This is a genomic window from Rhabdobacter roseus (assembly GCF_014202275.1).
GTDB classification, from domain to species: Bacteria; Bacteroidota; Bacteroidia; order Cytophagales; family Spirosomataceae; genus Rhabdobacter; species Rhabdobacter roseus.
This window is the reverse complement of the sequence record NZ_JACHGF010000004.1, coordinates 303,251-318,545: the sequence shown is the minus strand read 5'-3', so window position 1 is coordinate 318,545 and position 15,295 is coordinate 303,251. Positions and strand designations below refer to the sequence as shown.

The window sequence follows — 15,295 nt, the reverse complement described above, 5'->3', positions numbered from 1 at the left end:
AGCTTTGCCCCGTTCAAATTCAAAAACCGGCTATACACATTCCTTCGATCAGGTGTATCATCAACTTCTCAATAAAGAAAAGAAAATCGCCGTTATCGGCCTGGGGTACGTTGGGCTCCCTCTGGCACTGGAATTGGCCCGTCACTTTGAGGTCATCGGTTTTGACATCAACGAAGCCCGCATTGGCCTGATGCAAAAAAGCATAGATCCTTCCCGGGAAGTACCTGCTACCGAGTTTGCCGATCGAACCATCCGTTTTACGCATTGCCCGGACAACCTCCGAGAAGCCCATTTTTTTATTGTAACCGTCCCCACCCCGGTTAATGAATTTAAAGTACCCGACTTACGGCCCTTGTACAAAGCCTCCGAGCTGGTGGGGAAAGCCCTTAAAAGGGGCGACTATGTAGTGTACGAGTCAACCGTTTATCCCGGCTGCACCGAGGAAGATTGCCTACCCGTGCTGGAGAAAGAGTCGGGCCTACTCGTAGGAGCGGACTTCAAGATCGGCTATTCGCCGGAGCGCATCAATCCCGGCGATAAAAAACAAACGCTCACGACGATCCTTAAAGTAGTATCGGGCAGTGACCCGGAAGCACTTGCAGCCATTGCCGCCGTGTACGGGCGTATCATCAAGGCCGGTATCTACCAAGCGCCGAGCATCAAGGTGGCCGAGGCGGCCAAGGTGATTGAAAACACCCAGCGCGACCTAAATATCTCGCTCATGAACGAGCTGGCCATTATTTTTGACCTGATGGGCATCGACACCCAGGAGGTGATTCAGGCCGCCGGTACCAAATGGAATTTCCTGAAGTTTTATCCCGGATTGGTAGGCGGGCACTGCATCGGGGTGGATCCGTACTACTTGCTTCATAAATCCAAGAAACTGGGGTACATCCCGCAGGTCATCAACAGCGGTCGGCGTATCAATGACGAAATGCCCGCGTATGTGGCCAAAAAACTAGTGCAGATGCTTATCCAAAAAGGGAAAAGTCCACACACTACGAAGGTACTGGTGATGGGCATTACCTTTAAAGAAAACGTGGCCGACATCCGTAACTCCAAAGTAGCGGATCTGATCAAAGAATTGATGGAGTATTCGGTTCGGGTGCACCTGGTTGATCCCCAGGCCTCCGCCGAAGAAGTTGCCAGTACCTATAACCTTACGTTGCAGCAAGCGCCCTCTAACGACTACGATGCGGTGATTGTGGCCGTGGCGCACAAGGAGTATCAAAACCTGGACGAGGGGTACTTTGAATCCATCACTAAAGCTGATCCCATCCTGATGGATTTGAAAGGGCTCTATCCTCAGCAGCGAGCACGCATGGCGTACTGGCGCTTATAATTCCTAAATGATTTGTCCATTACTATTTGTTTTTAAATTAGCTGTATGAAACAATACGATTATCTGATAGTGGGAGCCGGTCTCTGGGGTAGTGTGTTTGCCCACGAAGCCACCAAACGAGGTAAAAAGTGCCTGGTGATTGACCGCCGCCCGCACATCGGCGGCAATACATACTGTGAGTCAACCGAAGGAATCAACGTGCATGTGTACGGAGCCCACATCTTTCACACCAACGATAAAGAGATTTGGGACTACGTCAATTCCTTCGTAGAATTTAACCGCTACACCAATTCGCCGGTGGCCAATTACAAGAGCGAGCTCTATAACTTACCCTTTAACATGAATACCTTCTACCAGCTCTGGAAGGTACGTACGCCCGAAGAAGCCAAAGCCAAAATAGCCGAGCAGGTTCAGGAAGCGGGCATTAAAAACCCGCAAAATCTGGAAGAGCAGGCCATATCGCTCGTAGGAACCGATATGTACGAGAAGCTCATCAAGGGTTATACCGAAAAACAGTGGGGCCGCAAGGCCACCGAACTACCTGCTTTCATCATCAAGCGGCTCCCGGTCCGGTTTACGTACGATAACAACTACTTCAACGACCGCTACCAGGGCATTCCCATGGGCGGTTATAACAAGCTCACCGAAGGACTGCTCAAGGGCTCGGAGCTTCGATTGAACGTGGATTTTTTCCAGCACCGACAAGAACTCAGCAACCTGGCCGAGACGCTCGTCTACACGGGGAAAATCGACGAGTACTTTGATTTTCAGTTTGGGGCGCTTGAGTACCGCAGCCTGCGGTTTGACCATCAGGTGCTGGATACCGACAACTACCAGGGCAATGCCGTAGTCAACTACACCGACGCCGAAACCCCTTACACGCGTATTCTGGAGCACAAGCACTTTGAGTTTGGTACCCAGCCCAAGACCGTCGTTACGCACGAGTACCCGCAGGAATGGACCCCCGGTGCCGAGCCCTACTACCCCATCAACGACGAAAAGAATGATAGCCTGTTCCGGCGCTATAAAGCCTTAGCCGAACGGGAAAACGTGATTTTTGGTGGTCGCCTGGCCGAGTACCGCTACTACGATATGCACCAGGTCATTGGCTCGGCGTTGAAAAGAACGAGGGTACATTTTGGGGAGGAATAAACGGCTTATGGCAGCGATAAAAAGTATTCTTGGAATGGTAGTGGCCCTGTGGCTACTCAACGCCTGCCGTACCCAGCGCGAGCTACCCATCATCGCCTCGCAGGAGCTAACGACCCGCCCCATTGTAGCCGATACGGCGGCCTACGTGCTCAAAGTAGGTGACCAGTTGCAGATTCGAAACCTGAACTGGTCATCGGCGCTTTTTCCCGACCCCAGCCAGCTCAAGGTAGGTGTTGGTGCCAGTACGGAGGGTTTTATAGCCCTGGTGAGCTCCGATGGGCATATCAGCCTGCCCGAGATCGGACGGCTGAACGTAGTAGGCCTCACCCGGCAGCGCCTCACGGATACGTTGTCGGTGCTATACAGTAATGTTATTCGTGATCCTTTATTTGAAGTTTCCATTATGAACTTGCGCATTAAAGTACTGGGAGCCGTGAATACCCAGGGGGTTTTTCCGCTGGAAAGCGAGTCTCAGTCGCTGGGTGAAACGCTGGCCAAAGCGGGAGGGATTCGGTACAGCGATGCCAGCGATCGGCTACAGATCATTCGCAGCGACGGCCAGAAGCAAATTGTGATCGATTACGATTTCCGGGATTTGGGGAATCCCAATATCATGAATCAGCGCGTTTATGACAATGACATCGTGTACATTGCTCCTACCAAAGAGACCATCCGTACCCTTAAGCTTCAGCGTAATCTTATCCTGGTCCAACCCATACTCATTGCCATGAACCTGACCATTCTCATCATTAACCTGGTTCGCTAATGGCTTCCCTAGCTGCACCTATTACCCATGCCAATCAGGTACTTGCTTCACTGGGGAGCGACCTGCACGTGCATCTGCTGCCCGGTATCGACGATGGAGCCCGCACCGTAGCGGATGGCCTGACGCTGCTGGAAAAGCACTACCAGTCGGGTATTCGAAGCATCGTAGCTACGCCGCACGTGCGGGCCGATTTTTTTCTCAACACCCAGGCCTCCATCCGGGCCGCCTGGGAGCTCATCTACCCGGAAGCCCAGCGGCAATGGCCCGACCTGCGGCTGACCTACGCCGCCGAGTACTTTGCCGACGACTACCTGATGAGCCTCATTGAGCAAGAGGAGCTGCTTCCTTTATTTGACAGGTACCTGCTGGTGGAAACCTCCATGAACAGGGAAAGTCCGTACCTGAGCGAGATTATCCGTACCTTACTGGACAAAGGATGGAAGCCCGTGCTGGCCCACCCCGAAAGGTACCGGCCCTGGCACAAACGCCCGGACCGCTACGCCGAACTACACGAAATGAATGTCATTTTTCAGGTAAATTTGCTTTCCTTAGCGGGCGTGTACGGCCCGGCTGAAAAAGCGATGGCCGAAAAGCTCATTCACCTGGGCTGGGTAGGGGCCGTGGGCTCCGATTTGCATCATCCCAACCAGTACCATTATATACAAAAAGCCGTTCAGAATCCGTTCTTTCAGATGTTGAACGATGTACCTTTGCTAAACCACGCGCTACTACACACAACCAGGAATGAATAGAGAGAATGAAAATGCCTTTTTTGAGCAACTACTGGGAAGTTCGGAAAGCATTAACTTCCAGCGGGTTGGCAAGGTATTTCTGAGCCGCTGGTACTGGATCGTCAGTGCACTCATCCTGGCGGGCATTTTCTGTTTTTTGTACCTGAAGCTGGCTACCCCCCAGTACGTTACCTCCGTTACGCTGAAATACTCCGACAAGCAGTCGGAACTGGACGAAATCAGCAGCTCCAAGCCTACCTTTCTGTTTAATACCAGTAGCAACGACTACCTCACCGAGAAGTACAACGTGCAGTCGCCGGAGGTAGTCCAGAACGCTATATCTAAGTTAAATAATTCCTTTACATTCTACCGAATGAAGGATCTGCGCCGTATCGACGTGTATCCTTACAAGCCGCTGGTGCTGGAAGTACTGGCTTACGACCCCAAAAAGTACCAGCATGGTACTTTTCATTTAGAGACTGACTTTGAGCTGCTCTACGAAGTCAATGAGCAGGAAGTACCTTTCAAACTAGCGGCTCGGGCTATCATAACGGTGCCGGGGCTTACCTTTCGAATTAATAAAATAGATACTCAGGAAGACTACCTTTACGAATTTACGTTCAATGATCCGGCGCGGCTGGTAAGTAGTCTGGCCTGGCGTATTAGCCTCGACGAAGTGGAAGAGGCCATGCCCGTCATGAGCCTTTCGTTTCGGCACCACAACTATAAATTCACCGAGGACTTTCTGGAAAAATTGCTGGAAGCCTACGGCGAATACGACCTGAAACAAAAGCAACAGTCGTCGGACCTGACGATCCGCTTCATCAAAGATCAGGTGGAGGTTTACGCCGCTTCGTTGAAAGAAGCCGCCCGTGATCTGGAGCTTTTCAAGCAGCGCAACCAGCTTTTTAACGTCTCCTCTTCGGCCAGCGAGATCACCGGGAAGGTACGGGAGCTGGAACAACGCAAAAATGAGCTGGAAATTCAAAGGGCTTATATTGCGATGCTGGAAAAAAACCTGGGAAGTACCTTTGAGCCCGTCAACTACCTCTCGATTGGGCTCGACGGCACCACGGACGGCGTTTTGATTGGCTTGCTGGAACGATTCAACACCCTTATCAGTCAGCGTAAAGATTTGCTCCTGAAGTTTAGCCCGAATGCCGCTACGATCCGGAACCTGGACGAAGAATTGAACAAGTACCGGCAACAGATTCTGGAAAACATTGCGCTCCAGGAGCAAAAGAATACAGGTACTATAAAAATCCTGACTGAGAATATCAATACGCAGAAAAGTCGTTTTGGCCAGATTCCGGCCCTGGAAAAAAACTACATCTACCTGCAAAGCAGCTTCGATGTCAACCAGAATATTTACTCCCTATTGATCAATAAAGAAATCGAATCGTCCATCGTGCGGGCCGGTATGTTGCCCTCCTTTCGGGTCATTACCCAGCCCGAGACGGACAAGGTTTCGCCCAAGTCTTTCCAAATCATCACGCTTTTTGTGTTTGCGGGGCTACTTTTGGGTCTGGGCTCGGTACTAACCGCCCGCTACTTCAATCAATCTTTTTCGGATATAGGCCGGGTAGATACTCACCCGCGTGTGAGCCTGCTGGGCATTGTGCACCATTTCCCGCAGAAAATAACCAACAGCGGCCAGGATCTTACCAATTTCCTGACCGACCGCAACATCTTTACCGAGTCCATGAGCGCCCTCCGTACCCGGCTGAGCTTTTCCAAAAGCAAACGCGAAGGGTACCTGCCCGGCGAAGGCAAGCAAATCATCATTACCTCCGAAAAATCCGGCGAGGGCAAATCGTTCGTGACGGTTAATCTGGCCCTTTCACTGACCAAAATTGGTAAACGCGTGGTGGTGATCGGCGCTGACCTGCGCAAGTCCAGGCTGCACCTTTTCTTTAACGACTCCAATCAGCGCGGGCTTAGTGATTTCCTTCAGGAAAAAATAACCGACCTCACCAAAGTACCCCTTTCATCCAGCGTGCCCAATCTGTACTACATCCCGGCGGGGCCCGCTCCGTTCAATCCCGGCGAACTGTTGCAAAAACCGCTGTTTGAGACATTGCTCGCCTACTGCCGCCAGCAGTATGACTACGTTCTGATCGATACCGCTCCCGTGGGCCTGGTAGCCGACAACGTACCGCTCCTCCAGCAGTGCGACCACGTGCTTTTTATTTTGCGCTGGCTCTACTCCGACCAAGAGGCCTACCGCATACCCGGCCAACTGGCCGACGAATACGACCTCCCCGAAGTGAAAGTAATTGTAAATGATTTTTATCCGGATAATCTGCACGGTAGCTTCACGAGCAGCCCCAGCTACGGCTCAGGCTACAGCCACTACCGCTACGACTACGCCTACCGCGACAACGGGTACCTCTCCAACGGCCAGCCCAGCTGGAAGGAGCGCCTGCGGAAGGGCTTCCGCCGCCGGAACAACGTGTAGACCCAAAGCCTTGTACCTAGTATTATGACCTATAAACTACCCAAAGTCATCGCCGAGATTGGTTGCAACCACCTGGGGCAATTTGAAATCGCCAAGGAACTCATCCGCCTGGCTAAAGAGTGTAGGGCCGACTACGCCAAATTTCAGAAGCGCAACTCCCGCGAACTGCTGACCGAAGAACAATACAACGCGCCGCACCCGGTACCTTACAACGCCTACGGCGCTACCTACGGCGCCCACCGCGAGTACCTGGAGCTGAGTACCGAGCAACACGCCGAGCTCAAAATCTACGCCGAGTCCATCGGGATTGGCTACGCTACCTCGGTCTGGGACGTGACGTCGGCGCAGGAAATTATCGGGCTACAGCCGGATTTTATCAAGGTACCTTCGGCCTGCAACAACCACTTCGAGATGCTGGCCCTGCTGCGCGATACCTACGCCGGCGACGTCCACGTGTCTTCGGGCATGACCACCTCCGAGGAGCTCGAAACCCTCGTGCAGTTTTTTGAGGAAACGGGCCAGGCACGCCACCGCCTGGTACTTTACAGCTGTACCTCGGGCTATCCGGTACCTTTTGGGGATATTTGCCTGCTGGAGATCCGACGCCTCTACGAGCTCTTCGAAACCCGCGTGAAGGAGATCGGCTTCTCGGGCCACCACCTGGGTATCGCCGTTGACGTAGCGGCCTACACGCTGGGGGCAACGTGGATCGAGCGGCATTTTACCAAAGACCGCACCTGGCGGGGCACCGACCACGCCGCTTCGCTGGAAGTACCCGGCCTGCAAAAGCTCGTGCGCGATTTGCACCATACCTTCGAGGCGTTAACCTATAAACCCAGCGAGATTCTGGCGATTGAAGAAGTACAGCGCCAAAAACTCAAGTACCGTACGGCATGAAGGAAATCCTGGCGATAGTACCCGCCCGGGGCGGTAGCAAGGGCCTGCCCGACAAGAACATCCTGCCGCTGGCCGGGCATCCGCTGATTGGTTACAGCATCCGGGCCGGGCTGGTCACGCCCGCCATCACGCGGGTGATCGTATCGACCGACTCGGAGCGGATCGCGGCCATCAGCCGCAGCTACGGGGCCGAAGTACCCTTCCTGCGGCCCGCCGAACTGGCCCAGGACCACAGCACCGACCTGGAGGTATTTGTACACGCCCTCCACTGGCTGCGCCAGCACGAAAACTACCATCCCGACCTGGTGGTGCAGCTACGGCCTACCTCGCCCATCCGGTTTGTCCAGGACCTCGAAGCCTGCATCCAGCGGATGCTTACTTCGGAAGCCGACAGCCTGCGGGTCGTGACGCCCGCGCCCGTGACCCCCTACAAGATGTGGACCGTGGCGGACGAAAGTACCCCCATGCAGCCGCTGCTGACCCTGGACGGGGTACCTGAGCCCTACAACCAGCCCCGCCAGCAGCTACCCACCATTTACTGGCAGATCGGCACGCTGGACGTGATCCGGCCCGCGGTGATCCTGGAGCAAAATTCCATGTCGGGAAGTACCATTCTGCCGCACATCGTGAGCCAGGATTTCGCCGTGGACATCGACGATTACAGTAGTTTCCTCAGGGCCGAAAGTATTATTAAAGTACACGATTGTATCAAATTTTAGCATGATCGCTCCCGAAGTACCCCTCGTTGTGTTTGGTGCGGGCTCCATTGGGGAGCGCCACGCGACGCTATTGCGGGAGCTGGGGTACCTGAACGTGGCCCTGTACCGGCAGCGCCAACTACCCCTGCGTACCCTGCCCGCTGACGCGGTACGCACCTTTACCCAGCTCAGCGAAGTGGAGGAATTCGGCCCCTACGCGGCGATCATAAGTACCCCCACGGCCCAGCACCTGGAGCAAACCACCTGGTGCGTGGAGCGCGGCCTGCACGTGCTGGTAGAAAAGCCGCTTTCGCACACCACCCAAGGCATAGCTGAGCTCAGCCAACACGCTACCGAAAAAAACGTACTAGTGCAAACGGCCTACATGCTGCGGTACCACCCGCTGCTGCAACGCCTCAAAGGCTGGATCGACGCCGAGGCCTTCGGTCCGTTGCTATCGTTCCAAAGTACCTGGGCCGAGTACCTGCCCCACTGGCACCCCTGGGAAGACTACCGGACTTCCTACGCCGCCCGGCGCGCACTCGGCGGCGGCGTGGCGCTCACGCTCAGCCACGACCTGGACCTGGCTCACTGGCTGGTGGGTACTTCGGCCAGTACTTGGCAGCGCGCCGACAACTACCGCTCCTCGCTGGAGGTAGACACCGAAGCGGGGGCGACCTTCCTGCTGACTTACCCCCACGGCGTGACGGGGACCGTCCACCTCAACTACTACCAGCAAGTACCCCAGCGGCGCTACGAATATACCTTTGAGCGGGCGCTCGTGGTGCTCGACTATTACGCAAGTACCCTCACCGTGCAGACGCCCGAAGGAAAAGAGGAATACGTGGCTGCCGACTTTGAGCGCAACGACCTGTTCCGGGAGCAACTGCTGGACTTTTTTAGACAAACCCAACTACCCCACCGCGCCGTCCTTTCCCAAAGGTACCTGCGCGAGTCGGAGGTACTTATTACCCAATGTACCCAATGAGCCATTCTGTAAGAGACAAAGTCATCTTTTTTACCGGTGCCTTCGGCCTCATTGGCCAGGAGGTGGCTACCTACTTCATGGAGCAGGGCGCGCGCGTGGTCTGGGCCGACCTGCGCCCTCAGAACGAGGTGATCCGGGTACTTCACGAGCGCTTCGACGAAGCTTCGTTCCTGGTACTTCCGCTGGATATTACCTCGCCCGAAAGCTGCCAGCAAGCCGTGGAGCAAGCCACGGGGTACTTTGGGCGCATCGACGTACTCGTCAACTGCGCCGCCATCGACGCCAAGTACGACGCCGACGCGCCCATGAACCAGAGCCGCTTTGAAAACTACCCCCTGGAAGCCCTCCGGCAGTCGGTGGAGGTGAACGTCATCGGGACCATCGTCATCACGCAGGAAGTGTGCAAGCAGATGCTCCGGCAGGGGCACGGCAACATCATCAACGTGGCCTCGACCTACTCGCTGGTAGCGCCCAACCAGAGCCTGTACGACTTCGGCCAGGGTACCATTCACTACAAGCCCGTCGACTACGTGGCTTCCAAGTCGTTCATTCCTAACTTCACCAGGTACCTGGCTACCTTTTATGCTTCGGAGAACATCCGCTGCAACGCCATTGCGCCCCACGGGGTACTTCACAAGCACGGCGAGGCCTTCCTGGAAAACTTTGCCCGGCTCTCGCCGATGGGACGCATGTGCGAGCGCGAGGAGTTGCGGGGGCCCTTCGAGTTCCTGGCCTCCGACGCCTCCAGCTACATGACGGGCAGCGTACTTACCGTAGATGGAGGCTGGACGGCATGGTAAGCATCAAGCTCTTCCTGACCGACGTGGACGGGGTACTTACCGACGGCGGCATGTACTACACCGAAAGCGGCGACGAATTTAAGAAATTCAATACCCGCGACGGCATGGCCTTCGAGCTGCTGCGCCAGGCGGGCATCAAAACGGGCATGATCACCTCCGAAAACACGCAGATCGTGGCACGCCGGGCGGCCAAGCTCAAAGCCGACTACCTTTACCAGAGCCAGCGCGACGGCGGTAAGCTGGCCGCCGCCGAAGCGATTTGCGCACAGGAAGGCCTTACGCTCCGCGAAGTAGCCTACATCGGCGACGACCTCAACTGCCTCGGCTTACTCCAACGGGTCGGTCTGGCCGCCTGCCCGGCCGACGCCGTCGAGGCGGTAAAGCAAGTACCCGGTATTTTTATCCTGGACAAAAAAGGCGGCGAAGGCTGCGTGCGGGAATTGGTAGAAAGAATTTTGACGACGCTATGAAAAGTACCCCCAAAGAGGAAAAATGGGATCTGGAAATTGAGCCCCTATCCGGGCTGTTTGATATCAACTGGCGCGAGCTCTGGCAGTACCGCGACCTGCTGGGGCTTTTTGTGCGGCGCGACATCGTGTCTACGTACAAGCAAACGGTACTGGGGCCGCTCTGGTTTTTTATCCAACCCATTCTCACCACCCTTATTTACGTACTTATCTTTGGCAACATCGCCGGGATCTCCACGGGTGGCGTACCCAAGGTACTTTTCTACCTCAGCGGCATTACCCTCTGGAACTACTTTCAGGAATGCCTGCTGAAAACCGCCAGTACCTTTTCACTCAATCAGAACCTCTTCGGTAAGGTGTACTTTCCCCGTTTGATCGCCCCCCTATCCATCATTATTTCCAACCTTTTCAAGTTCTTTGTCCAGCTCACGTTGTTCCTGGTTACCTGGGTTTATTTCTTAGTTAAGCCCACGAGTGATATAAACCCTAATAGTACCTTGCTGCTATTCCCGATTTACCTGTTGCTACTCTCGGGCCTGGGGCTAAGTTTTGGTTTACTCATTTCGTCTATGACTACCAAATACCGCGATTTGAGGTACCTGATTCAATTTGGCGTGCAGCTTCTCATGTACGCCACTCCGATCGTGTACCCGCTGTCCATCGCGCCCGAAAAGTACCGCTGGCTCATCCAGCTCAACCCCATCACTAGCATTGTAGAAGCTTTTAAATATTCTTTTCTGGGCGAAGGGTACTTTTCGGTAAGTGGTTTAGTTTATAGCTTTGTATGCATGCTCGTGACCCTGGCCGTCAGTATTTTGGTATTTAACCGGGTAGAAAAATCCTTTATGGATACGGTATAAAGGCCACGTAAAAAATCAACTCACAAAAAGGGCTATGCGGTTAATACGGCATAAACCCACAAAGAAATGTCAGATACGGTTATTCAGGTAGATACCATTTCCAAACTTTACCAACTGGGTGAAATCTCAACGGGTACCCTTAGTCGGGATGTATCCCGCTGGTGGGCGCGCGTACGAGGGCAGGAAGACCCCTTCCAGAAAATTGGCGAAGCCAACGATCGTACTATCAAAGGCACCAGCGACTACGTATGGGCGCTCAAGGACATTTCATTTGAAGTAAAGCAGGGCGAGGTACTTGGCATCATTGGCCGAAACGGCGCTGGCAAATCCACTTTTCTGAAAATTCTTTCCCGCATTACCAAGCCCACCAGTGGTCGTATCCGGGTCAAGGGCCGCATTGCTTCCCTGCTGGAAGTGGGAACAGGCTTTCATCCGGAGCTAACGGGCCGGGAAAACATCTTCCTGAACGGTGCCATACTAGGCATGACTAAGGCCGAAATCCGGGCTAAATTTGACGAGATCGTCGACTTTGCGGGCATTGAGCGCTATATCGATACCCCCGTAAAGCGGTATTCGTCGGGTATGTACGTGCGGCTGGCCTTTGCCGTAGCAGCTCACCTTGAGCCCGAAATCCTGGTCATTGACGAAGTACTGGCCGTAGGCGACGCCGAATTTCAGAAAAAATGCCTGGGCAAAATGAAGGACGTCAGCGAGCGAGAGGGGCGGACAATCCTCTTTGTAAGCCATGACATGAGCGCCATATCTACCCTTACGCAGCGAGCGATCCTGATGGACCACGGACAGGTGTCACACATAGGTACTACTCCAGAAACCATCAATGCCTACCTGAATCGCTATGTAAAAAAGAATCTTATCTACACCGCTCCACCCTCCGATAGCCGCCCCCAGATAATCCGGGCAGAAGTAAAAACCAATTTACCAAATAACCACCATACCTGCCTGGCTCCCCTGGTAGTAGAGATAGACGTTCATACGCCTTTTCCCCTGCGAGGGGCCAGTATTTCTTTTCAGGTAGTTAACAATCGTGATCAGCCAATCACCCACCTGTGGACGTTCGATTCGGAACGTCCTATGTGTCGGGAAGCCGGGATATATCAATTACGGTGCGATATTCAAGCTTTTCGAGTTTACATGGGCAATTATACGCTCAAAGTATACTTTTCAGGCCCCCCTGGCGGTGAAACTTACCAGATATTGGAATATATTTGCCCCTTTACCGTTGAAATGTTTGAACTGTACCGGGAATTCAAGTGGTACCCAGGCACCTGTACGTATCTGGAAAATGCAGAATGGGTTGTAAAAAAATCAGCAACAGGCTCTTCCCATTATCTCCTATGAAAAAATTGACAAAAAAAGTTCTGGAATTAATAAATTATCCGGTAGAAGAAAGCAAACCAATCCAAGAGCCAGTAGAGAATGAAACATCAGACCAAGAAAAAGATTATTGGTACTGGCTCTATTCTGATTTTACCTCTTTCGAAAAAGATATTATTCAGCAGGCTTTACCCTATACGATGACGAGCCAGGAGCGTCTAGTAAATTTAATTAGGGCTATAGAATACTTGGTAAAGCAAAAAATCGAAGGCGATTTTGTGGAATGTGGGGTGTGGAAAGGGGGTAGTTCTATGGTTATGGCTCTTACTCTGGCTAACCTCGGGGAAAAGACGAGAAATCTTCATCTATACGATACCTTCGATGGCATGAGCACGCCATCCGAAAAGGATGAATCCATAGATGGACAAAAAGCGGAAATCCAATTAAATGCTAGCTCTAAATCTATTTCCGACAGTGTTTGGTGTTACTCTGCTTTAGAAGAAGTTCAACAAAATTTGCTATCAACTGAATATCCTAAAGAAAATATACACTTTATCGAAGGGAAGGTAGAAGACACCATTCCCCATCATTTGCCCGATAAAATCGCTTTGCTAAGACTAGATACTGATTGGTATGAATCAACTAAACACGAGTTAAATCATCTATTTCCAAGATTAGTCCCAGGAGGCATCTTGATTATTGATGACTATGGCCATTGGAAAGGCTGTAGACAGGCAGTAGACGAATATTTTCAAGAGAATAATATACCTATTTTTTTAATGCGCATTGATTACACAGGCCGTATGGCCATAAAGATATAATATGGAAAATATCGATAAAGAAGTATTTTTAGCCCCCTCCATCCGGAAGCATTATATTTTGTATGTCATCCGGAAAGCCCTACTCAATGCTGTAACAGAAACTCTCCCCGTCTTAAAGGGAACATTGGTAGATATAGGATGTGGGATAAAGCCGTATCGCGAATATATTTTAGAAAATTCGTCTGTTACTAACTACATTGGCGTAGAATGGGAAGGAACTTCATATCATTTAAGGGTGAAGCCAGAGAAATATTGGGATGGCAAAACACTACCTTTTGACAACGAAAGCGTAGAAAGTTGTATGGCTACCGAGGTATTTGAACATTTATCAAACCCTGTGCAGGTTGGAAAAGAAGCCTACCGCATATTGAAGCCCGAGGGTGTTTTATTTTTAACCGTTCCCTTTTTATGGCCTCTTCATGAAGTACCCTATGATGAATATCGGTACACACCATTTTCAATAAAACGCATACTGATGGAAGCAGGCTTTGAAGAAAATAGCATATCTGTTAAAGCAACTGGAGGCTGGTATGCTTGTTTAGGGCAAATGATTTCCCACGTGTTTGGCATATACTTGCCGAAAGGATTATATAGAAAATGGCTCATACGGTTTAGTGTCCCATTGATAGAATGGCTTCAAAAAAAAGATCGTCCGCCCAAAAAATTCACAGATCATGTTATGCCGCTTGGGTTTAGTGTTATAGCAACTAAATAATTTTTGTCAGGGTAAGAGATGAATATACTTTTTGTAATTGACTGCTTAAACCTTGGCGGAGCACAAACTTTCTTGCTGCGCCTTGTAAGAGCCCTAGCTCCTAATCATAATATTATAATTTATGTGCTATACCCTAACGAGCGCGACAAGCAACTAGAGCAATCCTTTTTAAATGGCTTAAATGTAAAAATAGTATCTGTTTTCACCTATACTAAAATCTCGAATTGGCTTGTAGGAAAAGTAGGTAACGCCTTGTATAGATTGGGCTACAAAACTTTCCGAAAGGATATAACCGATAGACTTATCGTTAACCGCCTTAAGTTTATTATCCTATCTGAAAAAATAAATGTTATAAACTCTCATTTATTTGCGAGTGATTGGATGGTCTTTCAAATTATAAAAAATACAAACATTCGTTGGTTTGTATCTATGCATGGCTGCTATGAAACTTTTCTGCACGGTGGTTACTATGAAAAGTTTAAATTAGATTATATAGACCATGATTTTATTGAAAAATCCGAATGTGTTTTCAAAAGGGCCAATGGTATTATACTAGCATCCGATAAAAACAAAAAAATAAACAGCTACCTTTCTCAGGAAACAGTTAATAATGTCAAACAAAAAAAAATATACTATGGGTTTCAGCCAAACCATTTTGTAAAAAAAGAAAGAAGCGAATATAATATTCCAGGCGACAGGTTGATTTTCGGAATGGTAGCTCGAGGAATTAAGGAAAAAGGATGGAAATTTTTGCTTAATTCCTTTATGGGATTAATAAATGAAGGGTTTAGTAATATACATTTAATTTTGGTGTGCGATCGTACCCCATACATTGATGGCCTCAAGGAGGAATATACCCATGACAATATTCTATTTACGGGCCCCAGCTATAGCCCTTTAGAGTGGGTCCATTTGATGGATGTTACGATACTTCCTACCTATTTTTCTGGCGAAAGCCTACCTAATTCTGTAATTGAGTACTTATACGCAAACAAACCAGTCATTGCCTGTAATACGGGCGATATTAGTACTATGGTTTCTGATCAGGATGAAAAAGCTGGCTTTCTAATACCCCTTACCGAATCAAATAGACCTGACCAAGAGGCTTTAACGAGCGCTATGAGGGCCTATATTCTAGATCCTAATTTAAAAATAAAGCACGGGGAAATAGCTAAGGCGGCCTTTCAGAAATTTGATATGAATTATTGCGTAGAATCATACCTGAATTTTTTTCAGGATAAATAAATTTTCTATTCCATATCCAA

15 protein-coding genes are annotated in these 15,295 nt (G+C 50.9%); all 15 read left to right on the top strand.

The genetic code is table 11. The features are described 5' to 3' along the window. The first annotated feature begins 52 nt into the window (after nucleotides 1-52). The 15 genes from HNQ92_RS15315 to HNQ92_RS15245 all read left to right on the top strand — a co-directional run bounded on the left by HNQ92_RS15315 (nucleotide 53) and on the right by HNQ92_RS15245 (nucleotide 15,275). Nucleotides 53-1,342, top strand: a complete 1,290-nt coding sequence (locus HNQ92_RS15315; RefSeq protein WP_184174925.1) for a nucleotide sugar dehydrogenase — start codon at nucleotides 53-55, stop codon at nucleotides 1,340-1,342. Nucleotides 1,343-1,387: 45 nt separating this feature from the next. Continuing rightward, the gene (gene glf, locus HNQ92_RS15310) at nucleotides 1,388-2,494 is read left to right on the top strand and encodes a UDP-galactopyranose mutase (protein WP_184174924.1); all 1,107 of its coding nucleotides are present in this window, start codon (nucleotides 1,388-1,390) and stop codon (nucleotides 2,492-2,494) included. Between the two features lie 7 nt (nucleotides 2,495-2,501). Beyond that, nucleotides 2,502-3,260, top strand: a complete 759-nt coding sequence (locus tag HNQ92_RS15305; protein ID WP_184174923.1) for a polysaccharide biosynthesis/export family protein — start codon at nucleotides 2,502-2,504, stop codon at nucleotides 3,258-3,260. Further along, nucleotides 3,260-4,012 (top strand): tyrosine-protein phosphatase, encoded by a 753-nt coding sequence (locus HNQ92_RS15300; protein WP_184174922.1) that lies wholly within the window; start codon nucleotides 3,260-3,262, stop codon nucleotides 4,010-4,012. The genes HNQ92_RS15305 and HNQ92_RS15300 overlap by 1 nt, the downstream gene beginning before the upstream one ends. Beyond that, entirely contained in the window at nucleotides 4,005-6,449 is a 2,445-nt protein-coding gene (locus HNQ92_RS15295) for a GumC family protein (protein ID WP_184174921.1), read from the top strand. Before HNQ92_RS15300 ends, HNQ92_RS15295 begins: the two co-directional genes overlap by 8 nt. A 24-nt stretch (nucleotides 6,450-6,473) precedes the next feature. Next, complete coding sequence (locus HNQ92_RS15290) at nucleotides 6,474-7,346, top strand: N-acetylneuraminate synthase family protein (protein WP_184174920.1); 873 nt, start codon at nucleotides 6,474-6,476, stop codon at nucleotides 7,344-7,346. Further along, a complete protein-coding gene (locus HNQ92_RS15285; RefSeq protein ID WP_184174919.1) occupies nucleotides 7,343-8,065 on the top strand; it encodes an acylneuraminate cytidylyltransferase family protein in 723 nt (240 codons plus the stop codon). Before HNQ92_RS15290 ends, HNQ92_RS15285 begins: the two co-directional genes overlap by 4 nt. Nucleotide 8,066: 1 nt before the next feature. Beyond that, the gene (locus HNQ92_RS15280) at nucleotides 8,067-9,032 is read left to right on the top strand and encodes a Gfo/Idh/MocA family protein (protein ID WP_184174918.1); all 966 of its coding nucleotides are present in this window, start codon (nucleotides 8,067-8,069) and stop codon (nucleotides 9,030-9,032) included. Then, nucleotides 9,029-9,832 (top strand): SDR family oxidoreductase, encoded by an 804-nt coding sequence (locus tag HNQ92_RS15275; protein WP_184174917.1) that lies wholly within the window; start codon nucleotides 9,029-9,031, stop codon nucleotides 9,830-9,832. Before HNQ92_RS15280 ends, HNQ92_RS15275 begins: the two co-directional genes overlap by 4 nt. Beyond that, complete coding sequence (locus tag HNQ92_RS15270) at nucleotides 9,826-10,302, top strand: KdsC family phosphatase (protein ID WP_184174916.1); 477 nt, start codon at nucleotides 9,826-9,828, stop codon at nucleotides 10,300-10,302. Before HNQ92_RS15275 ends, HNQ92_RS15270 begins: the two co-directional genes overlap by 7 nt. After that, a complete protein-coding gene (locus HNQ92_RS15265; RefSeq protein ID WP_184174915.1) occupies nucleotides 10,299-11,159 on the top strand; it encodes an ABC transporter permease in 861 nt (286 codons plus the stop codon). The genes HNQ92_RS15270 and HNQ92_RS15265 overlap by 4 nt, the downstream gene beginning before the upstream one ends. 66 nt (nucleotides 11,160-11,225) lie before the next feature. Further along, nucleotides 11,226-12,518, top strand: a complete 1,293-nt coding sequence (locus HNQ92_RS15260) for an ABC transporter ATP-binding protein (protein WP_184174914.1) — start codon at nucleotides 11,226-11,228, stop codon at nucleotides 12,516-12,518. After that, on the top strand, nucleotides 12,515-13,315 hold the full coding sequence (locus tag HNQ92_RS15255) for a TylF/MycF/NovP-related O-methyltransferase (RefSeq protein ID WP_184174913.1): 801 nt from the start codon (nucleotides 12,515-12,517) through the stop codon (nucleotides 13,313-13,315). Before HNQ92_RS15260 ends, HNQ92_RS15255 begins: the two co-directional genes overlap by 4 nt. Nucleotide 13,316: 1 nt before the next feature. Further along, the gene (locus HNQ92_RS15250) at nucleotides 13,317-14,030 is read left to right on the top strand and encodes a class I SAM-dependent methyltransferase (RefSeq protein ID WP_184174912.1); all 714 of its coding nucleotides are present in this window, start codon (nucleotides 13,317-13,319) and stop codon (nucleotides 14,028-14,030) included. An 18-nt stretch (nucleotides 14,031-14,048) separates the two neighbouring features. Next, nucleotides 14,049-15,275 carry a glycosyltransferase family 4 protein gene (locus tag HNQ92_RS15245; protein ID WP_184174911.1) on the top strand — a complete coding sequence of 409 codons (1,227 nt, stop codon included), beginning with the start codon at nucleotides 14,049-14,051 and terminating at the stop codon, nucleotides 15,273-15,275. Nucleotides 15,276-15,295 lie beyond the last annotated feature (20 nt).